A 23,836-nucleotide genomic window follows, 5' to 3' on the forward strand; every position below is an offset into this window, starting at 1 on the left:
AGCGCCATCGCCAAGCGGTTCGTGTCCCCCTTAGCTGACGTGATCGAACGGCAGCCGCAGCCCGAGCTGACCGCCGATCGGGAGGTTGAACCGTCGGATCATGTCCAGTTCGGTGCTCGCGAGGGCGCGCCGGTAGACGCGTACCTCGTCCAGCGTGCCGCGGAAGCGGTCCACACCGTCCAGCCGCTGTCCGATGTGGATTCCCTCGAGCCCGAACTCCTTGCCGAGGGTCACCGAACCGGCCGGCGCCGCCGCCGACGAGACCGGTACGCCGTCCACCAGGAGCCGGAGCTCGCCGCGTACCCGCTGGAGCACCACGAAGTGCCACTGCCCGTCGTTGTACGCGCTCGGCGACTGTACGGTCACGTTGAACCGGTCGACGGAGAGGACCGCCCGGATGCGGTTGCTGGCCGGTTCGGCCCGCAGCCACAGCGCCGGCGGGTTGGTGCCCCTGTTCACCCGGTGGAACCAGAGGATCGTGTGCGCGCCGGTCTGCTCCGAATACCGGATCCAGGAGCTCAGCGTGAAGTCCTTCGCACCGAGGTCGATGGAGCTGTTGAACGGCACCTCCACCCGGTCGTCCACCCGGTCCAGGGCCAGCCCGTCGCCGAACCGCCCATCGGTGGTCTGCGCACCGCCGCGGACATACGCCTGGTTGCGGTACGGCGACGTGTCCGGCGTCGTCGGGCCGGGCGCCGGGGGACCAGGGATGCCGGGCGGGGTGCCGTTCGGCGTCTCCAGGTACGCCTCGTTGAACCGCGTGAACCGGATCTGCTCGTACGGCGTGATGGTGCCGGCCTCGTACATCAGGGCCGCCTCGTCGCCGTCCAGGCGCACCATGTCCGAGTACGCCGACGGCCCCCAGTAGAAGACCTTGCCCTCGTCCCACGTCTCGAAGCGGCGCCCCTCGTCGTAGGACGACCGGATCCCCATCGCCTCCCGGGCGCCCGGGTGCATCGGCGCGGAGAAGAGGATGCGCCCTTCGTCGAACCGCAGCAGCGACGCCTGGATGTCGGTCGTCGCCAGCGCCGGCATGGTGCGGAACGGCGCGTCCCACGTCTCGCCGCTGTCACTGCTGGTCGCGTACGCCCGGCTGCCCTCGTCGGTGCCGCGCTCGCGGGCCGAGGCGTAGATCCGCCCGTCCGTCAGCTCGACGACGGTGACCTCTTGGGCGATGACCGTGCCGTCATCGCGGGACGTCTCGGCGCCGATGTTCCACGTCACCCCGCTGTCGTCGCTATAGAGCAGGTGCGTGCCGTAGACGTGCTTGCCGACCCGGTCCCAGCTCTCGAAACTCGCCCCGACGACCAGCCGGCCGGCGTGCGGGCCGTTCTTGAGTTGGATGCCGTGCATCGGGCCGGTGGCGTACCAGAAGTTCCACTCCGGACGCTTGCCCTCGGTCATCTCCCTGGCAGCCGACCAGGTCGCCCCGTGGTCGTCACTGAACTGCACCCAGGGGTCGCGGTCACAGCCGTTCGGGCACGGCTCCCCACCGTTGTGGGTGCTCACCAGCACGACCCGCCCGGTACGTTCGTCAACGATCGGCACCGGGTTGCCATGCGTCGTGCCGTTGCCCTCCGAGACCACCTGCAGTGGTCCCCAGGTCCGCCCGCCGTCGGCGGAACGGCGCAACACGAGGTCGATGTCCTCGTCGTCGCCGCAGTCCTTCACCCGCCCCTCGGCGAACGCCAAGACCATGCCGTTCGTGGCCCGCACCACGGCGGGGATGCGGAAGCAGCCGTATCCGAAGTCGCCCTGCTTGTAGAGCACCTGCTCGTCCACGAACGGTGCGGTGTCGCGCGTCGTGCCGGCCTGGAAGGTCTCCGCCGGCGCGGCGGTCGCCGGCGCGCCTAACCCGCTGACGAGTAAGCCGGCGAGCACCACTACGGCGCCCGCCCGGCGGCGCCAGGAGCGCCCGGTACGGATCTTTGGGGGGTGACCATCGTGCATGTCCTTGCCCTTCCTGACAGGAGACAGTCATGGATGGGACATCCTACGTCCAACGTTGGATGTTTAACAGATGGTGAATGTGGGATGTTCACGAGTGAGCGAATGTGTCCGCGAGCTGAGCGTCCGGCCGGCCCGAGAGGACTCCACCTGGGGCATCTGCCGACGCGTCGTCGCCGCCTGCCGCAACCCGGACCGAGCCTGCGCGAAGACCATCACAAACGCCTACGCGGCTCCGGGCTGGGCTTCCGCTCCGCAAGATCACTACTCGAGGCCGGCGGGTTCAGCCTCGGATGAGCCCGGAAAGTTTTGCACCAAATCCGGGAGACGTGTCGGATCGGGGCGGTGGCGTTCGTAGCAAGGGTGAGGCCGCCACAAGGCGGGCGCGGCCAACTTCCCGCAAGGAGACAGACACCATGACTGCCACGTACACCTTCGACATCTTCTCCACCCTCGACGGCTTCGCCAACCACAGCGGCGACTGGGGCGGCTACTGGGGCAAGCAGGGCCCCGAATTCCTCGCCCATCGCGCGGCCGCCTACCGCGACCCGCTGCGCATGGTGCTCGGGGCCAAGACCTACACGTCGAACGCGCCGTTCCTTGACGCGGGCTTCGACCGCAGTCTGTTCGACGGGTGGATCACGCGCATGTTCGACTCCCCGGTCACGGTGCTCTCCAGCCGGCTGACCGAGCCGCTCGACTGGCCGGACACGACCATCGAGTCCGGCGATCCCGTCGAGGTGATCACGCGCCTCAAGGCCGAATCCGATGTGCCGCTGCGCTCCCACGGCAGCCTGACGCTCAACCGGACACTGCTGAACGCGGGCCTGATCGACACCATCGAGGTGACGGTCTTCCCTGTGATCTCCGGGAAGACCGGCGTGGACCGGATCTTCGACGGAGCGGACGACTTCGACCTCGAACTGCTCCAGGCCCGCACCTTCGACGACCACACGCAGGTGCTGACCTACCGGCCGACCCGACACGGTTGATCGGCGACGGGGCATCGTTGAGCCATGCCGGGCACGTTGCTCGCTCAGGTTCGATTGGCGCTGGTGGCCGGTCAGAGGGCGCGACCGCACTGGGGTTCCGCCTGGAACACCTCCGCGGGTCCGCCCTGGGCTTCCGCACCCTCACCCACCACGTCGCCCGGTCACTGCTCGAGACCGGCGACCATGAAGAGCCGTCGAACCGCATGCGCGAGGCGCTGCCGGGCGCGTACCTCCTACGGGGCAGCGGCGGAGACGATCTGGGAGATGCGCTGGTGAGACAGGCGCATGGCACTGCCTGCGTCCCTGGTGGTCCATCCCCGGGCGATGAGGAGGCGGGCGGCGTGGCGAACCGCGTCACGCTCAGTCTGCTCAGCGAGCACACGCGCCTGGCGGGCTTTGATGACGGCCGACAGGGCGGCCGCGGCTTCTGGATCGGCGGGGGCGACATGGACGCCAATCGTGCCGGGTTCGTCCTTGAGCAGGTCGAAGATGAGATCGGCGACGTTGCTCTTCACTTCGGCCCAGCTTGCGCCTTGGGCCTGGACGGTATGTCCGCCGGGCAGGTCGGTGGCTGTGGCGGTCCACTGCTTTCCGGCGCGGGTGGCGGTGGCGTTGTAGGTGGTGGCGAACACGACGTCGGCGTCGTCCTCGGGCGGGGGGAGGAGGTCGGGCTGGTCGAAGATCGCATCGTGGTTCAGGTCCATGGTCGTTAACTCTGAGTCTCCGCTGGCGCATCTGTCTAGCTAGCTAGCCGAACTATGGCTAATGGGATTGCCGCTGGCACGAGCGGTGCGTGCCGGACAGCCTCGACAAGCCGTTGCGGCATGGTCGCGGGCTGGCGATCGTCGCGGCCTACGCGGATCGGTGGGGTGTCGATCCCGTTCCGGAAGGCAAGACCGTCTGGTTCGTCTGCGGGGCCGACGCCGTCGAGCAGATCACCGCGCCGGTCTCCGGCGTCTGGGTCGACGTGTTGTGCAGTCCACTCTGCCCGCCAGGCAGTCACCAGCCGGACCATAGCCGACCGCAATGTCACCGGACGGTCGATCCGGCTGGTCCCGTGCAGAGACCTCATCGACCATCTGTTGCGGGCCGACCTGGCACGCCCCTCTACAGCAACGCCAGCATCCGTTCCGCCTGAGCCGCCTTGGTCTCTCCCCGGGTCCGCAACAGCCAGTACAGCGCGAGAAGGCGGCGGCACTCCGTGAGCCGGGCGGCTTCGTCAGCCGTCAACCCGAACCTCTCCAGCACCGCGGTCATGCCGGCGGCGTCGTTGCGCCACACCGATATGTGCTCGACGACCTCGGCGAGTTCGAAGGCACGATCGCTGCGGCCGGAAAACTCGAAGTCCACAACGCCGACTTTGGTGCCATCCCACAGATAGTTGGCCAGGTTCCCGTCGCCGGTGCCGAACACCGGAGTACCCGGCTGCGCCAACAGCCCCTCCAACGTGGGCTGCTCCATCCAGCTCCCAGCCTCGCGAAACGCGTTCCTGATCACAGGTTCCGCATCAGAAGCCGCCGACCACCATGATCGAACTTGGTCGAGCAGTTCGACTGGATGCCCAGCCCGAGCGGGGACCCGTTCCAACACACGCTGGGGGATCGCCTGCTGGACCCCCGTGACTGCCTCGGCCAGCGCGTCCGCCAGTTGCCCCTTGATCGGTCCCGTCACAGTGGCGCCGCCAAGTCGAGACATCACTACCGTTGGCGGGTCGGCCTCCAGATGGGCGTTAACGGGCGCTGGCGCAAGTCCAGGGGAGTACTCGTTGAGCAGCCCCAATGCTCGCCATTCCCGCTCAGGCTGGCCATGGTCCAACCGTCGGTATTGCTTGATCACGACATCGGACCGCATTTCGATCGTGTGCTTGCTCGCCTGGGTGTCCATGCACTCTCCGATCTTGTTGAAGATCATCACCCTAAACAAGCGGGATAGCACAGCGGAACCTTCGGTCACGGGCCGGGTGAGGGGTACGGCGGGCCCAGGCTCCACACCCGTACCTTGTCGTTGTAGCCGCCGGAGACCACCACGTACGTGCGCGTGGTCGCCCTGCGTACGCGCCGGAACCCCCTCCCGCCGTGGCAGACTCATCGAACGACCGGACGCACCGGGTGCTCGACCGGCCGTTCTCAACCAGCGAGGGGGACGCACGATGGCCATCATCATCGACAAGATCGCCTGGATCCACCTGCGGGACGGCAGAATCCTCAGCACTCGCTCACGCGGCAAGGACGTCTACTACCTGCCTGGCGGCAAACGCGAACCCGGCGAAACCGATCTCGACACCCTCGTCCGCGAGATCGATGAGGAACTGTCTGTCGCCATCATCCCCGCCACAGCCGCCCACGTGGGCACCTACCAGGCGCAGGCACACGGCCACGCCGACGGCGTTACCGTACAGATGACCTGCTACACCGCCGATCACCAGGGAACACCCACTCCCAGCAGCGAGATCGAAGAAGTCATCTGGCTGATGTACGCCGCCCGCGATCGTGTAGCCCCCGTGGACCAGATCATCTTCGACCACCTGCACGAAACCGGCCAGCTTCACTGACTCTGTCGCGGAGGAGGCGGGGGGAACCAAAGTTATGCGCGTAGGTCGTAACTGATATGGGTGACTCTGTCGCCGGCCACGATGCGCGGGTTCTCCATCATGGTGGTGGGGACCTTGTGTGCTCCGAAGAACCGGATCCCGTCGCCGAGCAGGACCGGAGCCACGTACATGTCGACCTGATCCACCAGCCCGGCGCAGACCGCCTGGCCGGCGAGATCGCCTGCGGCGAGGGAGACGGTGCGGTCGCCGGCCGCCCGCCGGGCGCGAGCCACGGCCTCTTCCAGGCCGCCGGTGACGAAATGGAACGGAGCCTCGGGGTAGCGGCTCGGCCAGTCACCGGGGGAACGGTGGGTCAGGACGAAGACGTGATCACCCACGGCGGGCCGGCCGCCCCAGCCGTCGGTGAGGTCGAACAGACGGCGTCCGATGATGGCCGCGCCGATGGCCGGCCAGGTGTCGCGGAGCAGATCGGCGCTGGCGGGAGCCGGCCGGTATCCGCCCTTCGGCCGGTACCGGTGGGGTGCGACGGTCAACTCCTGCGGGCCGTTGAAGTACCAATCGAACAGCGGCCCAACGCCGTCGTTCCGATCGGCGATGAAGCCGTCCGCGGATACGGTCGCGCCGACGATCACTCTGCTCATCTGCTTCTCCTGTCTGGTCGTGCCTGCTCAGTCGTGAGCCGCCAGGACACGTCACCAGCGGCCTGGGCCGGTTACGCTGCCATCGCCGGCCTGTTCCTTCGGTCAGCGAGGGGAGCTGGTTCCGGTGGTCTGCGAGGGGAGGCTGGATGCTGCCTGGTGAGCGGCCGATCGGGTCAATGTGGCCCCGGGCGAGCTTGTCAGTCGTGGATTCGGGTCATGGCTTCGTAACCGCCGCCGGTCACTCTCACCTCCCGACGCGACTCCAGCTTGCGCCCGCGGCGGCCGGCGGACATCCGTACCGGCCACGTGCTCACCACCTGGAGGCCACGTGCCCAGTCACGTGAGCGGGCCCGAGATCTCGGCGCGGGAGGCCGAGGTACTGACGGCGCTCGGCGCCGGACTGTCCAACGCCCAGATCGCCCGCCGCATGCACATCTCCGTCCGTACGGTCGAGGGCCACGTCTCCTCGCTGCTGCGCAAGTACGGCGTACCCGACCGGCAGGCGCTCGCCGCGCGCGCCGCGACCACCGATGAGACGATCACGCCGCCCGGGACCATCGCCGGCCTGCCGCGTCCGCGAACCAGTTTCGTCGGGCGGCGGGACGAGGTCGGAGCCGTGCTGGCGGCCATGGCGGACGGCCGGCTGGTGACGGTGGCTGGGCCCGGCGGGGTGGGCAAGACCCGGCTCGCCGGGGTGGTCGCGGAGGAGGCGGCGTCGCGATATCGCTTCGGCGCGGCGTTCGTCGATCTGGTGCCCGTACGAGACGGCCTGGTCGGGCAGGCGGTCGCCGCCGTGCTGGGCGTGTCCGAGCAGGCCGAGCAGCCGGTGGAGCAGGCCGTCGTGGCCCGGTTACGGCGCGGCCCGTCGCTGCTGGTGCTGGACAACTGCGAGCATGTGCCCGACGCGGTGGCCGAGTTCGCCGAGCGGATCCTGGCCACCTGTCCCACCACGATCCTGGCGACCAGCCGCGAGCGGCTCGGGCTCCCCGGCGAGCGGGTACACCCCCTCGCGCCGCTCGCGCTCGGTTCGGACGCCGAAGAGCTGTTCCGGGACCGCGCCGAGCTGGCACACCCCGGCCACCACCTCGACCCGGCGACGGTGACGGACCTTTGCGCCCGGCTGGACGGTCTGCCGCTGGCGATCGAGCTGGCCGCGGCGCGCAGCGCCTCGCTGGGCGCCGCCGGGATGCTGAGTGGACTGGGCGACTATCTGCGGCTGCTGGCGGGAGGTCGCGGGGCGGTGGAACGGCATCGGTCGCTTCGAGCGGTGATCGGCTGGAGTTACGACCTGCTCGCCGAGGACGAGCGCGCCGTGTTCCGGCGGCTGAGCGTGTTCGTCGGCGACTTCGACCTGCCGGCCGCCATCGCCGTTTCCGGCCTGTCCGCCCCTGACGCCGCCGACCTGCTCGGCAGGCTCGTCGACAAGAGCCTGATCCGGCACCGGCAGGGCAACTGGCACCTGCTGGAGACCATCCGCGCGTTCGCCGCCGAACAACTCGACGACGACCCGGAGCGCGACCTGGTGCGGCGGCGGTACCTGAGCTGGGCCATCGACACCGCGACCGGCCTCGCGGCGCGGCTCGGCGAGAACTGGCAGCCCACCTTCGACAGGGTGACGGGTGACCTGCGCGCCGCGCTGGCGACGGCTCCGGACACCCATGGGCTCATCCGGCTGCTGGCCCGGCTCACCTTCGCGCGTGGGTACCTGCGCGCGTCCACCGACTGGTACGAGCGCGCGGCCGACTGCGCGCCGACGCCGGCGGAGGCGAACGACGATCTCGGCCACGCGGCCGACTGCGCGCAGGTGATCAACGACTCGAGCCGAGCGTACGACCTGTGGCTGGCCGCCGCCGAACGGGCCCGCGCGGCAGGCGACGGCAACGCCCGCGCCGTCGCGCTCGCCCGCGCCGTCGAGATGGCCGGCCGGTTCCCGGTCACCTTCCGCAGTCCGATCCCGTACGAGCGGCGCCGCGAACTCCTGGAGGAGGCGACCGCGGCCGGCGATCACGACGATCCGGTCCTCGCCGCCCGGCTGGCCTGCGCGGCCGCCTGGACCGCCGGACCCGAAGTGCTTCAGCCCGATTTCGACCTGGCCGCGGCCGCCGTCAAGGCGGCACGCGTCACCGGCGATCCGATCCTGACCAGCGCCGCCCTGGACGCGGCGCGTACCGTCGCGACCAACGACGGCCGCGGCCGCGAGGCGCATCAGATCACCAGCGAGCGCCTGGAGTTGCTGGCCGGCCTGGATCCGCACAGCCCCGCGTACGTCGCCGAGATCGATGACGCCCAGGCGCTCGCCTGCCTGGACGCCGTGGCCGCCGGCGACCTGTCGGCCGCCCGTACCATCGCCCGGCTGATCGGCACCGACGACCTGTCCGGCGACAGCGCGTATCTGACCGCCAGCAAGACCATTCCGATGGTCGTCCTCAGCGGCGACCTCGACGAGGCCATCCGGCTCGCGGAGGCCATGTGGGAGGGCTGGCAGCGCGCCGGACGGCCGCGGATGTTCTGGATGCAGGTCACCATGCCGTACGTCATCCTCGCCCACGGCCTGCGCGAAGACCGGGACAACGTGGAACGGTGGCGGGACCGCGCCGCGCAAAGCGCCGCTCCCCACCAGAACGGCTCCTTCCAGTCTCGGCTGGCCCCGCTGACCACCTTCGTCGACGCCAGGATCGCGCTGCATCTCGGTGATCTGGACCGGGCGGCGGAACTGGCCGAGCGCGCCTGGCAGTACCGGATGCGGGCCCGATACCTGCCGTTCGCGCGCGCCGCGGCTGTCGAGCTCGCGGTGGCCGCCGAGCTTCCTCGTGCGGAAGCCGACCTGGCCGCGGCCGTCGCGGACACCGGGGACAACGACTGGGTCGCGGCCACCGTGTCGCGGGCGACCGGCCGGCAGTACGCCGACCTCGACGCGCTGTCCCGCGCGGCCGAGTTGTGGGCCCGGATGGGCGCCCGCTTCGAGCACACCTGCACGTTGAAGCTCTCCGCGCGCTACCCCTAGAGGCCATCTAAAGACCGCGCCCGCCTGGCACGGCCGCCTGCTCGATGACGACCACCGGGATCTCCCTGGGTGCCTTTCGCTGGTAGCCCGTGTAGTGCGGCCATATCGCGGTCATCGTCTCCCACAGGCGGGGCCGCTCGGCCGCGGTCGCCGGGCGGGCCACCGCGTCGAACACCTCGGCGCCCACCTGCACCCTGACCCGCGGCTGGGCGAGCAGGTTGTGGAACCACAGCGGATGGTCGGCCGCACCTCCATTGGAGGCGACCACGAGGTAGCGGTCGCCGTCGCGGCCGTAGATGAGCGCCGTGCGGCGCGCTAGTCCTGAACGGCGGCCGGTGGTGGTGATCAGCAGGGTGGGCGCGCCGTGGAAGAGGTGGCCCCGGGTGCCGCCGGACTCGACGTAGCTGTTGACGTGCCTGGCCACCCACTTGGTCGGGCTGTCGGTCGGCTCCTGGCTCATCGGGCCGCCCTGTTCGTGGCTCATTGAGCCGCTCCGTTTGTTGCTCCTTGGGCCGACACCCCGCCCACGCGGCGGTCGACCCACTCGCGGGCCTGAGCGAACCAGCGGGGCGCGGTGCGGTGCGCGTTCAGTACGTGCCCGGTGCCGGGGACCACGACGGCCTCCAGCCTCGCGCGCGGGCCGTAGAAGGGGGCCTCCTGACTTCTGAGCGCGGCGGAGGAGGAACGGGCTCCGGCCAGCAGGTTGTCGTGTTCGCCGTTGACGATCAGTACGGGCGCCTGGATCCGCTTGTTGATCGAGGGCGGGGTGTAGGAGTCGCCGGGCGGGAAGACGTCGGTGGTCTTGGCGGCCTCGTCGGCGGCGATGACTTCGGGGTCGGCGTTGGGCCGGTGGTAGAACCAGGTGTCCCGAAGGCCCGGCCGGGTGGTGAGGTAGCCGTCGTCGAGCCCGCGGCCGGCGAAGCGCGGATCGTCGGCGGCCCGGTAGATCCCCGCCCCCATCTGCTCGAACGCGGCCTCGTTGGGCACGCTCGACTCGCCGGTCAGGATGACGCCGTCCACCTCCGCCGGATGCGCGGCGGCCAGGGTACGGGCAAGGGTCGAGCCGAGTGAGTGGCCGACCAGGACGACCTTGGCGAAGCGGGGGCCGCCGAGGCGACCCTCGCGCAGTTGCCGGATGAGCTGCCGGATGACGATCTGGTGGGTGTCCTGCTGGAAGCGGGCGCTGGGCGGGTACGAGCTCGCGCCGGTGCCGAGGCGGTCGATGGCCAGGGTGGCGTACCCGGCGGCGGTCATGGTCTCGGTGAACGAGGGCCGCCGCCGGTCCCCGCGCATCTGCCAGTAGGTCTGACCATAGAAGCCGCCGGGGATGAGCAGTTGAACGCTGGTGGCACGGCCGCGCGGCAGGCACAGGGTGCCGGCCACGCGCTGGTCGGCGGCGCCACCGGCGGTCATCGCCACCTTGGCGCTGACCGTCCTGCAGGTGGTGGCGGCGCTCGCCGCCGCCGGGATCGTGGTCACGGGGATCGAGATCAGCGCCAGTAACGCTGCTGCCGCGATGCGCATGGAGCTCCTTTCGGTAGCCAAATTTGGTTAACCAAATTTGGGTATCGAACTATGGCTCATCGGCCTTCCCACCGTCAACTCGAATCCCGGTCGCTCAGGCCGGTTCGTCGCCCCGTTCCAACCTGCTGATCAGGCCACGGGTCCACGCCGCGTCATTCGCCGCCTGCGCCGCGCGCAGGCCGAACAGCTCTCTCAGGTGCGCCGGCCGCTCTTGCTCGTCCACTGCGGCCTCGATCCGCGCATGCTCGACCTCCAGCGCTCGCAACCGCTCCTTCAGCAGTGCGAGCGCCTCCTTCTCAGGCAGCGCGGGCAGCAGCGCGAGGGCTGCGCCGAGCAGCTCTGGGCGTCGGTCCGGTACGCTCAGGGCGCTTCTCAGCAGCCCGAAGAACTCCGCCTCGCCCTTGTCATTGATGGCGTAGTCGATGCGGCCCGGCCACTCGTGCACCTCAGTGGCGTCCAGCAGGCCGTCCTTGGCCAGCTGACGGAGAGCATGGTAGATCGACCCCGACCTGAGCCCTGCCCACTGTGCGACCTCCCATGAATCCAGCTCGGATCCGACCAGGTAGCCGTGTGCCTGACCGTGCAGCCGTACCACGCCGAGGACCAGCAGTCGCGTCGCCGACATCGTCTCCCTCACTCGCCGTGGGCACGTCGTACCCACCGATCGCGCGCCCGCCCCAGGCTAGCCTTCCGTGGCGCGGCCATTGGCCGGCGCGCATCGTTCCGGGTTAAATCAAGCAGTTGACTTAATAGGATGACGAGAGTTTACTGACACTGCGGGGGAGCCGGTTCGGGAGGAGTCCTGGTGAGGCGCGAAGTTCCGACGACGTGCGCGCGATCGTCGCAATATGGACGGCGCCCGTGACACGTGAGTCGAACAACGTGGACCCGACCGGAACCGAAGCCCAGCGCGGCCTCGCTCCAGCTCTGTGCGGAAGGACGTAAGTCATGACCGAGATCTTGAGTCAGCCCGAAGTCCCGGAATTCCCCGGCACGAGGGCGGCGCGCTGCCCCTTCGACCCGCCGCCGAACCTGCACGCCCTGCAGAAGGAGGGCCCGCTGGCCAAGGTCCGGCTGTGGGACGGCAGCACGCCGTGGATGGTGACCACGTACGCCGAGCAGCGGGCGCTGCTGGCCGATCCCAGGGTCAGCGCCGAGTTCTCCCGCCCCGGCTACCCGAGGCAGGGTCCCTTCACCGGCTCGTTCGCCAGTTTCATCATGATGGACGACCCCGAACACCACCGGCTGCGCCGCATGGTGCAGGCTCCGTTCACCGTCAGGCGGGTGGAGGGCATGCGCCCGGCCGTACAGAAGATCGTGGACGATCTGATCGACGACCTGCTGGCCGGGCCGAAGCCGGTGGATCTGGTGGAGGCGTTCGCGCTGCCGGTCCCGTCACTGGTGATCTGCGAGTTGCTCGGCGTTCCGTACGCCGACCATGACTTCTTCCAGGAAAACAGCAAGGTCATGATCAACCGGGGCACCGCCCCCGAGGACCGCGCCGCGGCCAGCGCCCGGCTGCTCGACTACCTCAGCGCCCTGGTGGGTGAGAAACTCGCCAACCCCTCCGGCGACCTGCTGTCCCGGCTGACCGAGCGGGTCAAGACCGGTGAGCTGTCGCAGCAGGAAGCCGCGCAGATGGGAGTGCTCCTGCTCATCGCCGGGCACGAGACCACCGCGAACATGATCGCCCTCGGCACGTGCGCCCTGCTGCAGAACCCCGACCAGCTCGCGCTGCTGCGCGCCGGCGACGACCCGGACCTGGTCGCCGGGGCCGTGGAAGAGCTGCTGCGCTACCTCAACATCACCCACAGCGGACGCCGCCGGGTCGCCCTGGAGGACATCGAGATCTCCGGCCAGACCATCCGGGCGGGCGAAGGGCTGATCCTGCCGAACGACATCGGCAACCGCGACCCCGAGATCTTCCCCAACCCCGACGAGCTGGACATCCGCCGCGACGCCCGCCGCCACGTGGCCTTCGGCTTCGGGGTCCACCAGTGCCTGGGCCAGCCGCTGGCCCGGATGGAGCTGCAGGTCGCCTACAGCACCCTCTACAAGCGCATCCCCACGTTGCGTCTGGCGGCCGACCTGGAGCAGATCCCGTTCAAGCACGATGGGGCGGTGTACGGGGTCTACGAGCTGCCGGTCACCTGGTAGATCCACCGCTCCGCGCCGGTGATCGGTCCGCGCCGTGCGTCCCCACGTCAGAACTACGCGTTCACGTGGGGTACGCCCGCGTCGGCCCCGCCTAGCGTGTCATGCGCGTACCAACGTCATTCCCCAGCGGCGCGGACGTGCGTCTTTCCTCGCGGATGCGGATGCGGATGCGGACGCGGACGCGGACGCCGGTGCCGCATGGTCGGCCAGCGCCATGACACAGATGGGACTGTCGCTCCTGACCGATTTCGCCCTGCCTGCCGGGGATCCGTTCTGGTTCCTCGGCGGACGCACCCGCGTTCTGGTGCCGGGTTCCGCCACCGGCAGCACGATGAGTGTGCTGGAGTTCGACGAGGTTCAGGGGCAGGCGCCGCCGCTGCACATCCACGAGGGCGAGGAAGAGGTGTGGATCGTGTCACCGCGCTTGCGGATGGTCGCGGTGTTCGCGCCCGCGGGAATCGAAGAGTGGTTCCGTAAGAACGGCTCGCCGGTCTCTTCGCCGGAGGAGGCGCCCGCTTCCTTCGACATCGGCGCCATCGTCGCCTCGGCCGAAGCGTTCCAGCTGCGTGTAGCAGGTCCTCCGCCGACGGCGTAGGCGTCACGGGCGACGTCGCGGCTGATGGACCCGTGACTCGGGCGGTGGTTGATTGCCGCCCTTCTGCGGTCCATGAGACCTTTGTACGTTGTGACGACCTCAGGGGTGCGGTTCGCCGTACTCGGGCCGATTCGAGCATGGCGCGAAGGCGCGGAGCTGGATCTCGGTCCGCCTCAGCAACATGCGATGCTCGCGGTGCTCTTGGCCGCCGCGGGGGCGCGGGTCCCCATTGAGGAGATCGTCGACGTCTTGTGGGGTGAGGAGCCGCCGGCCAGCGCCGTGAACATCGTTCAGCGTTATGTCGGCAGGTTGCGACGGGTGCTGGAGCCGGAGCCGGGCACGCGAGCCGGCGGTGGCGGCTTGGTGCGCGAGGCGGGTGGCTACCGGCTGGACGTGACCGCCGAGAATCTCGACCTGCTGGAGTTTCGCGAGCTGGTGGAGCGCGCCGCGGCGGCGGACTCGCCGAAGGCGCGAGCGGAGGCGCTGCTGCGGGGTTTGGCCTTGTGGCACGGTCAGGTCGGCGCGGGTATCGAGGCGGGCGTGCGCCGGCACGCGGTGTTCACGGCTCTGGAACGCGAGCATACGCGTGCCGTGCGCCTCGCGGCGGACGCCGCCTTGGAGGCGGGGCTCGCGTCCACCGCCCTCGCCGTGGTCCAAAGCGCTGCGGAAGCACACGTACTGGATGAGTCGTTGCAGGCCAGGCTCATGCTCCTGCTGGCCGAAACCGGGCAGCAGGCGGCGGCCCTGGCGGTGTTCCACACCGTCAGGCAACGGCTCGCCGACGAACTGGGCGTCGATCCCGGGCACGAGCTGCGCGGCGCCCACGCCGACATCCTGCGCCGGACGACGCCCAAGAGCGACCGGACGACGCCCAAGAGTGACCAGCGGCGTCCGCCGCCTGGCGGCAGCGTCCCGGCGGCAGCGCTCTCACCCGCTCAGCTGCCCGCTGATCTGGCCGCCTTCACCGGCCGGCGCGGGCCGATGGCCGAGCTTCTGGCCGTCACCGGCTCGGGCGAGCAGCCCACAGTGGTGATCAGCGCGATCGGCGGGATGGCCGGCGTCGGCAAGACCACGCTGGCCGTGCATCTGGCGCACCAGCTCGCGCACCGATTCACGGACGGTCAGCTGTACGTCAACCTGCGCGGCTTCGACCGCGGCGGCCGGATGGTCGCGCCGGAGGAGGCGCTGCGCGACTTCCTCACCGCCCTTGGAGTATCACCGGCGAACATGCCGAGCGGCTTGGACGCGCTGGCCGCCCGGTATCGCACCCACCTGGCGGGCCGGCGGATGCTGGTGCTGCTCGACAACGCGCGTGATGTGGAGCAGGTGATGCCGCTCCTACCGGGCGCGGGAGGCAGCCTCGTGATCGTGACGAGCCGGAGCCAGCTCGCCGGTCTGGCCGCCACGCACGGCGCCCATCTGCTGAGCCTGGACGCGATGTCGGTGGCGGAGGCCCGTGACTTTCTGGCGCGCCGCCTGGGCGCCGACCGCGTGAGCGCTGAGCCGGAGGCGGTCACAGCGATCATCGACCGGTGCGCCCGGCTGCCGCTGGCCCTGGCCGTCGTCGCCGCCCGCGCCATGCTGAACAGCACCTTCCCGCTCGCCGACACCGCCGAGCAGTTACGCGAGGCGGCAGGCAGCCTGCAGGCGTTCACCGGTCCCGGCGCGGCCATCGACGTACGCGCGGTGTTCTTCTCCTCCCTGGCCGCCCTCAGCGAAGCGGCGGCACGGACCTTCCGGCTGCTGTCGCTGCACCCCACCGGCAACGCCATCGGCGTCGCGGCCGTCGCCAGCCTCACCTCCGTCTCCCCGGCTCAGGCGAGAACCGCTCTGGCCGAGCTGAGCGCCGCGCACCTGCTCACCCAGCCGACGCCCGCCAGGTACGCCTTCCATGACCTCCTGCGCGCCTACGCCGCGGAACTCGTACGCGACGACGAGCGTGCCGACGCCACGCGCCGCCTGGTCGACCATTACCTCCACAGCTCCCTGGCCACCGTGCGGCTGATCGCGCCGCATCATGACCCCATCCCCTTGGATCCGCCGTGCGCCGGGACCGTCGTGGCCGAATTCGGGAACGCCCAGGAGGCGGTCACCTGGCTGACGGCCGAGCAGTCCGTGTTCGTCCCGGTCATCGAGGCGGCTGCCCGGGAGGGGCTGGACGGCCACGCCTGGCGGCTCGCCTGGGTGCTGAGCGAGTACTTCGAACGGTGGGGGCGCTGGGACGACTGGTTTGTTGCCCAGCACATCGCCCTGGCAGCGGCGCGGCGGCTGGGCGAGGCCGGCGCGCTGGCCCGAAGCCACCTGGGTCTAGGTACCGCGTGCGAGTGGCTGCGCCGCGACGATGAGGCGCGGGAGAACCTGACACGTGCCATCGACCTGTACCGCGACCTGAATGACCCGGGCAATCAGGCCAGGGCCTCGCGGGTGCTGGTCCGCTTTCTCTCCAATCAGGGGCACTTGCCCGAGGCCCAGAAGCTGTGCGAGGGGATAGGCGCCCTGTACGAGCTGACCGGCGACCGCAACGGCCAGGCCAACGTCCTGACCGCCCTCGGCGACATCCACACCAGACGCGGAAACCATGAGGCCGGCCTGTCCTACTGCCGGCAGGCGCTCGTCATCCTCCAGGAACTCGGCGCCACCCGGGCCGTCGCCGCCACCTGGGACACCATCGGTTACGCCCTGCACCATCTCCGCCGGTGGCAGGAGGCCATCTCCGCCTACCGCCAGGCCGCCGACCTGCGTCACGCGTGCGGTGACCTGTACCCGGAGGCCGCCACGCCCGGCGCCTGGCACTTCGGCTTCTTCGCCCTGCGCAACGGCATGCCCGAGCAGCTCATCGACGGCCGCGAAGCGGTGTGGGTGGACCGCTTCACCGACTCACTGGAGGTGAACAAGAAGGGCATCGGCCCCCGCCAGGTCCGCGAGTTCGCCCGCTACCTGCGCGACGACGCCCACCTGCGAGCCAGCCTGGAATGGTTCCGCGCCTTCCCCGCCGACATCGCCGACAACGCCGTCAGCATCACGAGGAAGCTGCCCATGCCCGTCCTGGCCATCGGCGCGAGCGGCAGCCTCGGCGACTTCGTCCCCACCCAGGTCAAGAGGTACGCCAGCGACGTCACCGGCGCCGTCATCCACGCCTCCGGCCACTGGATCTACGAAGAGCGGCCCACCGAGCTGACCCGCCTCCTGCTCGGCTTCCTCGACTGATCACCAACCGCGAGGAGTACATGGCGCCTGGGCCGACACGGCTCAGGGCGTACCCCAGGCCCGGACGAACGTCTCCACTGCGGCGCGGGCCATGGTCCGCAGCTCCGAGTCGGTGATCTGCTCCGTCCCCATCCGGGTGCGGGCCTCCAGGGGGCCGGTCAGCAGGGCCATGAACTGCTCGGCCGCCAGGTCGGGGTCGGGGGTGCGCAGGCGTCCTGAGAGCGCGAGCCTGGCCAGCCGGTCGGCCAGGGCCTGGTTGAGGCGATGCGGGCCGCTGTCCAGGACGAGGTCGAGAGCGTCGGGGAACGTGGTGATCTCCGAGTAGAGCAGCCGTTTCAGCGAGCATGATCGCTGGTCGGTGTGCAGCCGGAGCAGCTCGTACGCGACGCCCTCCAGCGTGGCGGGCAGGTCGTCGCCGGGCGCGGCGAGCGGTTCGAGGGCGGCCAGCCGCTCGCTCAGCACAGTCTGCGCGGCGGCCTCCAGAGCGTGCCGGAAAAGGGTGGCCTTGTCGGTCATGTGGTTGTACACCGTCGGCTTGGCCACGCCCGCCTCGGCGGCGATGTCCTGCACGCCCGCCTGCGCGTAGCCCAGCCGGGCGAACACCGTGAACGCGCCCTCCAGGATCGCCTGCCGCTTGTCGATCCGCCCGCGCGTGGTGCTCATGCCGTCGATTGTACTCACCGGTTCAACTTCATGGACGTACGGGTTGCACTCGAACCCATGAGATCACTACTTTGAACCCATGAGTTCAAATGACCGCCTGAACCCACGACTGCTGGGCACGATCGCCGTGATCCTGCTCGGCGGGCTGCTGGGGATCCTCAACAGCACCATGGCGGCCGTCGCCACGGACACCCTGGCCGCGGCCTTCGACACCTCGCTCAGCACGATCGGCTGGGCGTCCACCGGCTTCCTGCTGGCCGTGACGGCCACCATCCCGTTCACCACCTGGGCCGTGGACCGGTTCGGCGGCAAGCGGCTGTGGGTGGCCGGCCTGCTGATCTTCCTGGCCGGCTCGCTCGCCGCCGGGCTGTCCTGGAACGTCGGCAGCCTGATTGCGTTCCGGGTGCTCCAGGGGTTCGGGGCGGGGCTGCTCGATCCGCTCGTACTGATCCTGCTGGCCCGCGCCGCCGGGCCGCGCCGAGCCGGGCGGGTGATGGGCCTGATGGGCGTGGTGCTGTCCCTTGGGCCCGTGCTCGGGCCGATCGCGGGCGGCGCGATACTCGACGCCTTCGAGTGGCGGTGGATGTTCCTGATCGGCGTGCTCGTCGGCGTGGTCGCCCTCGTACTCGCGCTGCGGGTCATCCCCGCCGACGGGCCCGGCGAGAGCGGCGGGGCGCGACTGGACGTCCTGGGGCTGGCGCTGCTCGGACCCGGCTTCGCGGTGGTGGTGCTGGCTCTGTCGCAGGCGGCCGAGCAGGGCGCGTTCACCGCCTGGCAGGTGCTGCTCCCGCTGGGCGCGGGTGGGGCCGTCCTGATCGGGTACGCCGTGCACGCGCTTCGCACCACGGCGCCGTTGATCGACCTGAGGTTGTTCGCCAACCGGGGCTTCACGGCGAGTGTCACGATCATGGGCCTCGGCGGGATGGCGGTCTTCGCCTCCCTGTTCGCGCTGCCCCTGTACTACCAGCAGGCGCACGGGCACGGCGTGCTGGCCGCCGGGCTGCTGATGGCCCCGGTCGGGCTCGGCGGCTCGATCGCCATGCCGGTGGCCGGACGGCTGTCGGACCGGCTCGGCCCACGCGGGCTGGCCACCGGCGGCGCCCTCTTGGCGGCCCTGAGCGGGCTGGCGCTCACCCGGATCGGCGCGGACACCCGGGAGATCTTGCCGGTGCTGGCCTCACTCGGGATCGGGCTGGGCATGGGCTGCTTCAGCGCGCCGGCGATGGGCTCGCTCTACCGGGCGCTGCCGCCGGAGATGGTGGCGCAGGGCAGCTCCGTGCTCTACATGCTCAACCAGCTCGGCGCGGCACTCGGCGTCGCGCTGGTCACACTCATCTTCCAGACCTCGGGCGACCCGATCGGCGGTGTCCACGGGGTCTACTGGTTCGCCGTGGGCATGATCGTGATCGTCATGCTCCTGATCCCGCTCCTGCCGGGCCGGCCCCGGATGCCGGTCGCACACGACGAGCTCGCGAGGACCTCATGAAGACGCTGGTGATCACCGGAGGCACGGACGGGATGGGGCGGGCGCTCGCCCGTACCTACCTGGACCGGGGCGACACGGTCGTCGTCGTGGGTCGTGACCCGGCGAAGGCGCTGCCAGGAGCCGTCTTCATCCCGGCGGACCTGAGTCTGATCAGCGAGAACAGACGGGTGATCGAGGAGGTCAACGCCAAGTTTCCCACCGTGGACGTGGTCGTGCTGTGCGCGCGGTACTTCCGTACGCACCGGTTCGTGACGGAGGAAGGGCTGGAGGGCACGTTCGCGCTGGACTACCTGAGCCGATTCCTGCTCAGCCACGGGCTCACCGCGCCGGGCGTGATCGTGAACGTGTCGGGCCCCGGCCAGCCGACGGGACGCGTCCACTGGGACGACCTCATGCTGGAGCGCGCGTATGACGGCGTGACGGCCCAGTTCCAGGCCGGGAAGGCGAATGATCTGCTGGGCGTGGCGTTCGCGGCTCGGCACCATGACCGGACCAGGTACGTGCTGATCCACCCGGGCGGCGTGTCGACGAGCGTCGCCGGCGAGTACGACGAAGCGACCGCCGCACACGTCGAGGCGCTCAAGAGGCATGGGATGCCGGTAAAGGAGGGCATCAAGCCGATCATCGCCCGCATCGACGACCCGCCCGCCGAGCCGCTCAGTGCCTTCGTACGGGAACGGCCGATCGGCTTGGAGCACCCGTCCTTCGACCGGCGGGCGGCAGAACGGCTGCACGAGCTGACCCTGGAGCTGATCGGTGCTCATGGCGGGACGCGAAAGTGAGGCTGTCATCAGATCCGCCTTGCCCGAAGACGGCGATATCGGTGCGCCGGCGGCTGTCGTCTTGGCGGGTGTGACCAGCTCAGGCATGCGATGATCCGTTCGACCTCACCCACGCCGAGCCTGGAGACAACGACGTGAACGAGCTGCTGGCCAAGCTGTGGCGCATTGGCAAGCCCTTGCAGTGGCGCTTGCTGTGGCTCGTGAACGCCAAGTTCATGTGTGGGATCACCGCGGTCACCCGCACCGAGGACGGCCGGGTCCTCCTGCTGCGCCACCGGCTGTGGCCTGCCGATCGGCAATGGGGCTTTCCCACCGGCTACGCCAACAAAGGCGAGAAGCACGAGGACACCATCGTTCGAGAGGTACGCGAAGAGACCGGCCTGACCGTCAAGGTCGGTCGCCTTCTCCAGGTGAACAGCGGCTTCAAGCTCCGCATCGAGATCTTCTACGAGGCCACCCTGATCGGCGGACTCGACGACCTCGCCGTGGACGGCAGGGAGGTCATCGACGCCAGACTGTTCGCCGCAGACGCGCTGCCCGATGGGATGTCCGAGGCCCACAAGAGGCTCATCCGAGGAGCTTGACCGCAAGGCGGCCGCCGGATGTACTTCCCGGCCCCAGGCAACGAAGTCCAGGTCAACGAGTCGGGTAAGCCACGCCAGGAGAATTGGGGAGAGATCGAGGTCGACTGCCTGACGACCGGCGGCCCGCTCACATGAGGCGCCCCTCGGCGCCGGCGAAGATGAGGCCGAATTCGTAGGCTAGAACCGCCGCCTGGGTGCGGTCGCGAGCCCCGAGCTTCTCCAGGACGTGGCGGATGTGCGTCTTGACCGTCTCTACGGAGACGTACAGGGTCGCCGCGATCTCCGCGTTGTTCTGCCCGTACGCGATGTGCCGCAGTACGTCCAGCTCGCGCGGGGTCAGCTCGACCGGCACGCGCGGCTTCGACCTACCGGCATGTGGAGAGGCGATGCGGCGCAGCGCGTCGGGGAAGAGCACCGCGTCGCGGGAGTGCACGAGCCGGATGGCATCCACCAGCTCCTCCGCGGGCGCGCGCTTGAGAACGTAACCGGCCGCGCCGGCGCGCAGCGCACCCCAGACCAGCTGGTCGTTCTCGAACGTCGTGACCACGATGACCCGCGTCGCCGGGGAGCGGCGGGTGAGCTCCTGGGTGGCGGCCAGGCCGTCGAGGCGGGGCATGCGGATGTCCATCAGCACGACGTCCGCGCTACTGCCGGCCTCGACGGCCGCACGACCATCGGCCGCCTCGCCGGCGACCTCGATGTCGTCGTGGAAGGAGAGCATTGTCGCCCAACCCGAACGGATCAGCGTCTCGTCGTCGGCCAGGACGACGCGGATCACAGCGGCAGCGTCGCCTGGATGCGCCACGTGTCCTCCATCTTCTTGTGTACGAACGTGCCGCCGGCCAACCGGGCCCGCATGCGCATGCCGGCGAGACCGCGCCCTTCCCTGCTGGGCCGTGGGGAGGTGCCGGCCGTGTTGTTGTCCACGGTGAGGATCAGATTGTCGCCGGTGGCGACGTCGATCACGATCGGGCCCCGCCCGTGACGCAGGGCGTTGGTGAGCGCCTCCCTGGCGATGGCGAAGGCCACGCGCGAGGTGGCGGCCGGAACCCGGTCGAGGCGGCCGACGTTCGCGCGCACGTCGAGGCCGCGGATCAGCTCGCGGAGCGAGTCGAGTGTGGGTGTCTCGGCCGGGTCGCCGTCGTCGAGTACGCGCAGCAGCACGTCGAGGTCCTGCTGGGCGTTTCGGGCGGTGTTCGTCAGATGGCTGAGCGAGTCGCCGACCTCCGGCACGCGCGCTTTTTGCAGCGCCGCTTGAGCGGCCATCGCCTGTACGAGGACGACGCTGAGGGCATGGCCGACCGAGTCGTGCAGTTCCATGGCCAGGCTCTGGCGGCGGCCGAGTTCCTCGATGACGCGGGACGGTTCGGCACCCAGCAGCCGGCGCGCCGCCGACCGCTGGCCGAGCCCGGCCGCGACCATCACGGCCAGTGTGGCCGCCGCGAGGACACACACCCCGGCCAGCTCACCTGGAGCCGCGCGCCACCGCGACACGTCGCCCAGCCGGACCAGCCCAGGAGACAGCAGCAGCACCCCCGCACCAAGGGTGGCGCCGCCGTAAAGGTGCAGGCTTGTCAGGGCCGCCAGATAGAGCCGATCGGTCCGTTCGGGTACGTCGACGCCGAGCAGTTCCGACAGCGCGGCCCTCTCGAGGCGCCGCATCAACGGCACCGCGGCCAGCAGCATCGAGGCAGGCAGGCACGCGGCCCACAACGCGAACACCCGCACCGGGGTCTGCTCCGCCAGGATGACCAGGCCGAGCGCCACGGCCACCGGGGTCAGCAGCGCGGCCCCCAGCAGCTGGTAAATCCCGGCCCGCGCAGCTCGGGCGAAGCGACCTCTCACGGGGACCGACGTTAGTCGACGGCCCGCCGCCCGGCCTCCCTCGTGTGGGGGATGAGCAGGCTCGGGACAGGTGTGATCCTCGAAGGCACCACCCTTTGAGGAGAATCTTCATGACCGCTGACACCCTGTGGAGCAGACTGCATGGCCGGACCTCGGCGGGCGTTCCCCGCTGGGCCGTGCTGGCCGCCTACGCCATCCCGCTGGCCGTGCTGCCCTCCAGCCTGTGGCGCATCGCCGCCTTCATCTTGAATGTGCCGCTGCTGGAGCCCGGCCCCGCGCCTGCCGGGCAGGAACAGCTGAACGGGTGGTGGTACATCCTTCTGCTCAGCGTGGTGAGTGAAGGGGCGGCCCTGCTCGCCGTCGGGCTGGTCAGCGAGTGGGGTGAGGTGTGGCCGCGTTGGGTGCCGGTCCTGCGTGGCCGCCGGGTGCCGGTCATGGCCGCGGTCATCCCCGCTGGTCTTGGCGCGCTCGCGCTGCTGGTCTTCCCCTATGCGATGGTCAGCATCAGTCTCGGGGTGAAGTTCAACGGTGACCCGACCGGATTGGTCACGCACGGCTGGCAGACAGTGGTCTTTCATGCCATGTACTGGCCGCTGGCCGTCTGGAGTCCACTGCTCGCCCTGCTGACGATGCACTACTATCGCCGCCGCACTGTCGTACCCCGCCGCCGCGCCATGGCACCGTCCCAGTAAGTCTGCGTTCGCCGAACAAGACTGTGGTTGGATCCCCGCGTGGAAATGATTCGAGAGTTTTCGCCGGAGCAGTACGCGGGTGCCCTTGACGCGTGGCAGTGGGCCGATATCGGAGACAAGGTCCCGCTCTTCGCGTCCCCGTTCGGGGATGTCTTCCTCCGTTCCGACGACGGCTGCTGGTTCCTCAGCATCGTGCACGGCACGCTGACCCGGTGCTGGGACGGCGTCGAGGTGCTGCGAGCGGAGCTGGACACGCCGGAGGGTCAGGAGCGGTATCTGATGGCCGGGCTGGCCCGGGAAGCCGAACGTGCCGGGATCGTCCCCGATGCCAAACAGGTCTACGACTTCAAGCACCCGCCGGTCGCCGGTGGTCGGGTAGCGGTCGACAACATCAACGCCATCGACTTCGTGGTCACCGTCAACGTCGCCGGTCAGATCCACGGGCAGGTGAAGGACCTACCGGAAGGGACCCAGATCTCCATCTCCACAGATCTGGAGCCGGTCGGCTGGGCGGCGATCGAGACGGCGTTGCACGATCTCTACGGTGACACCGAACCGGTGGGCACCTTCGCGCCCGACGTGCCGTACTCGGCCGGCGGTCCCGATCCGTTGGACGCGATCCGGATCTACGCTCGGGACGAGCCGCGCCCGCACTGGCACCTCGTGAGCTTCGGGATGTCCGAGCTCTACGAGAAGGTGAGCGACGACCCGGAGGAGTCGGGCTGGGGGATCGAGTTCAGTATCCGGGTTGCCCGTGGCCCACAGGACGAAGCGCCGCCGAAGTGGCCGGCCGTGCTGTTGCAGCAGCTGGCCAGGTACGTCTTCGCGGAGCGGCCGTTCGCGCCCGGCCACACGATCCACGTGGCCCGGGGAACGTTCAACGACCGGCCGGACCAGGAGGCGGACAATCCAACCGAACTCGCGGCGCTCGCGTTCGCCGTCGACCCGCAGTTGGCCGTGCTGGACACCCCGCACGGCCGTGTGACGTTCCTGCAGGTCGTTGCGCTGACCGAGGCGGAGTACGCCGCGGCCAAGGGCGGCAACGCGGCCGCTGTGCTGGAGCGGGTCGAGCGGGACGTACCGTTGCACATCGTGGACCGGGACAGGCGCTAACGATCTTTGTGTGGTGTCGTCACGGACAGGGGTCGAGATCCTCACCTGCGACC

Annotated in this window: 21 protein-coding genes; 11 read left to right on the forward strand and 10 right to left on the reverse strand. The window is 69.8% G+C overall.

What is annotated here, in order from left to right; translation table 11 throughout:
- Positions 1 to 30: 30 nt before the first annotated feature.
- The gene (locus ACQP2T_RS17690; protein WP_433517218.1) at positions 31 to 1,950 is read right to left on the reverse strand and encodes an exo-alpha-sialidase; all 1,920 of its coding nucleotides are present in this window, start codon (positions 1,948 to 1,950) and stop codon (positions 31 to 33) included.
- A 413-nt stretch (positions 1,951 to 2,363) separates the two neighbouring features.
- On the opposite strand from ACQP2T_RS17690, the gene ACQP2T_RS17695 reads away from it, so the two are divergent.
- Entirely contained in the window at positions 2,364 to 2,939 is a 576-nt protein-coding gene (locus tag ACQP2T_RS17695) for a dihydrofolate reductase family protein (RefSeq protein WP_433517219.1), read from the forward strand.
- A gap of 233 nt (positions 2,940 to 3,172) precedes the next feature.
- On the opposite strand, the gene ACQP2T_RS17700 is transcribed toward ACQP2T_RS17695, so the two are convergent.
- Both ACQP2T_RS17700 and ACQP2T_RS17705 read right to left on the reverse strand, forming a co-directional pair.
- On the reverse strand, positions 3,173 to 3,643 hold the full coding sequence (locus ACQP2T_RS17700) for a hypothetical protein (RefSeq protein WP_433520030.1): 471 nt from the start codon (positions 3,641 to 3,643) through the stop codon (positions 3,173 to 3,175).
- A gap of 403 nt (positions 3,644 to 4,046) precedes the next feature.
- Positions 4,047 to 4,850, reverse strand: coding sequence for a phosphotransferase family protein (locus tag ACQP2T_RS17705; RefSeq protein ID WP_433517220.1), 804 nt, complete (start codon positions 4,848 to 4,850; stop codon positions 4,047 to 4,049).
- Between the two features lie 238 nt (positions 4,851 to 5,088).
- Between ACQP2T_RS17705 and ACQP2T_RS17710 the strand changes: the two genes are divergently transcribed.
- Positions 5,089 to 5,490 carry an NUDIX hydrolase gene (locus tag ACQP2T_RS17710; RefSeq protein WP_433517221.1) on the forward strand — a complete coding sequence of 134 codons (402 nt, stop codon included), beginning with the start codon at positions 5,089 to 5,091 and terminating at the stop codon, positions 5,488 to 5,490.
- Between the two features lie 32 nt (positions 5,491 to 5,522).
- Here ACQP2T_RS17710 and ACQP2T_RS17715 read toward each other — a convergent pair whose 3' ends face one another.
- Positions 5,523 to 6,131 (reverse strand): dihydrofolate reductase family protein, encoded by a 609-nt coding sequence (locus ACQP2T_RS17715; RefSeq protein ID WP_433517222.1) that lies wholly within the window; start codon positions 6,129 to 6,131, stop codon positions 5,523 to 5,525.
- A 328-nt stretch (positions 6,132 to 6,459) separates the two neighbouring features.
- Here ACQP2T_RS17715 and ACQP2T_RS17720 point away from each other — a divergent pair, with 328 nt between their 5' ends.
- Entirely contained in the window at positions 6,460 to 9,135 is a 2,676-nt protein-coding gene (locus tag ACQP2T_RS17720) for an ATP-binding protein (RefSeq protein WP_433517223.1), read from the forward strand.
- 7 nt (positions 9,136 to 9,142) lie between these two features.
- On the opposite strand, the gene ACQP2T_RS17725 is transcribed toward ACQP2T_RS17720, so the two are convergent.
- From ACQP2T_RS17725 to ACQP2T_RS17735, 3 genes are all read right to left on the reverse strand, one after another.
- Entirely contained in the window at positions 9,143 to 9,619 is a 477-nt protein-coding gene (locus tag ACQP2T_RS17725) for a nitroreductase family deazaflavin-dependent oxidoreductase (RefSeq protein ID WP_433517224.1), read from the reverse strand.
- The gene (locus ACQP2T_RS17730) at positions 9,616 to 10,659 is read right to left on the reverse strand and encodes an alpha/beta hydrolase (RefSeq protein WP_433517225.1); all 1,044 of its coding nucleotides are present in this window, start codon (positions 10,657 to 10,659) and stop codon (positions 9,616 to 9,618) included. Before ACQP2T_RS17730 ends, ACQP2T_RS17725 begins: the two co-directional genes overlap by 4 nt.
- Before the next feature lie 94 nt (positions 10,660 to 10,753).
- Positions 10,754 to 11,284 carry a PadR family transcriptional regulator gene (locus ACQP2T_RS17735; protein WP_433517226.1) on the reverse strand — a complete coding sequence of 177 codons (531 nt, stop codon included), beginning with the start codon at positions 11,282 to 11,284 and terminating at the stop codon, positions 10,754 to 10,756.
- Between the two features lie 323 nt (positions 11,285 to 11,607).
- On the opposite strand from ACQP2T_RS17735, the gene ACQP2T_RS17740 reads away from it, so the two are divergent.
- The 3 genes from ACQP2T_RS17740 (at position 11,608) to ACQP2T_RS17750 (ending at position 16,618) form a co-directional block, all read left to right on the forward strand.
- Positions 11,608 to 12,816 carry a cytochrome P450 gene (locus ACQP2T_RS17740; RefSeq protein ID WP_433517227.1) on the forward strand — a complete coding sequence of 403 codons (1,209 nt, stop codon included), beginning with the start codon at positions 11,608 to 11,610 and terminating at the stop codon, positions 12,814 to 12,816.
- A gap of 214 nt (positions 12,817 to 13,030) precedes the next feature.
- Positions 13,031 to 13,411 (forward strand): hypothetical protein, encoded by a 381-nt coding sequence (locus tag ACQP2T_RS17745; RefSeq protein ID WP_433517228.1) that lies wholly within the window; start codon positions 13,031 to 13,033, stop codon positions 13,409 to 13,411.
- A gap of 186 nt (positions 13,412 to 13,597) precedes the next feature.
- Positions 13,598 to 16,618, forward strand: coding sequence for a BTAD domain-containing putative transcriptional regulator (locus ACQP2T_RS17750; RefSeq protein WP_433517229.1), 3,021 nt, complete (start codon positions 13,598 to 13,600; stop codon positions 16,616 to 16,618).
- A gap of 42 nt (positions 16,619 to 16,660) precedes the next feature.
- On the opposite strand, the gene ACQP2T_RS17755 is transcribed toward ACQP2T_RS17750, so the two are convergent.
- Complete coding sequence (locus tag ACQP2T_RS17755; protein ID WP_433517230.1) at positions 16,661 to 17,281, reverse strand: TetR/AcrR family transcriptional regulator; 621 nt, start codon at positions 17,279 to 17,281, stop codon at positions 16,661 to 16,663.
- A gap of 79 nt (positions 17,282 to 17,360) precedes the next feature.
- Between ACQP2T_RS17755 and ACQP2T_RS17760 the strand changes: the two genes are divergently transcribed.
- From ACQP2T_RS17760 to ACQP2T_RS17770, 3 genes are all read left to right on the forward strand, one after another.
- A complete protein-coding gene (locus ACQP2T_RS17760) occupies positions 17,361 to 18,767 on the forward strand; it encodes a DHA2 family efflux MFS transporter permease subunit (protein WP_433517231.1) in 1,407 nt (468 codons plus the stop codon).
- Entirely contained in the window at positions 18,764 to 19,549 is a 786-nt protein-coding gene (locus ACQP2T_RS17765) for an SDR family NAD(P)-dependent oxidoreductase (protein WP_433517232.1), read from the forward strand. Before ACQP2T_RS17760 ends, ACQP2T_RS17765 begins: the two co-directional genes overlap by 4 nt.
- Positions 19,550 to 19,683: 134 nt before the next feature.
- Positions 19,684 to 20,133, forward strand: a complete 450-nt coding sequence (locus ACQP2T_RS17770) for an NUDIX domain-containing protein (protein ID WP_433517233.1) — start codon at positions 19,684 to 19,686, stop codon at positions 20,131 to 20,133.
- 127 nt (positions 20,134 to 20,260) lie between these two features.
- Here ACQP2T_RS17770 and ACQP2T_RS17775 read toward each other — a convergent pair whose 3' ends face one another.
- The gene (locus tag ACQP2T_RS17775; protein ID WP_433517234.1) at positions 20,261 to 20,911 is read right to left on the reverse strand and encodes a response regulator transcription factor; all 651 of its coding nucleotides are present in this window, start codon (positions 20,909 to 20,911) and stop codon (positions 20,261 to 20,263) included.
- Entirely contained in the window at positions 20,908 to 21,978 is a 1,071-nt protein-coding gene (locus ACQP2T_RS17780) for a sensor histidine kinase (protein WP_433517235.1), read from the reverse strand. Before ACQP2T_RS17780 ends, ACQP2T_RS17775 begins: the two co-directional genes overlap by 4 nt.
- Positions 21,979 to 22,088: 110 nt before the next feature.
- On the opposite strand from ACQP2T_RS17780, the gene ACQP2T_RS17785 reads away from it, so the two are divergent.
- Positions 22,089 to 22,670, forward strand: coding sequence for a hypothetical protein (locus tag ACQP2T_RS17785; protein WP_433517236.1), 582 nt, complete (start codon positions 22,089 to 22,091; stop codon positions 22,668 to 22,670).
- Between the two features lie 45 nt (positions 22,671 to 22,715).
- Positions 22,716 to 23,783: a suppressor of fused domain protein gene (locus ACQP2T_RS17790; RefSeq protein WP_433519787.1), complete on the forward strand. Its 1,068-nt coding sequence runs from the start codon at positions 22,716 to 22,718 to the stop codon at positions 23,781 to 23,783.
- Positions 23,784 to 23,836 lie beyond the last annotated feature (53 nt).

It is taken from the genome of Nonomuraea sp. CA-143628 (assembly GCF_050942315.1).
Lineage (GTDB): Bacteria > Actinomycetota > Actinomycetes > Streptosporangiales > Streptosporangiaceae > Nonomuraea.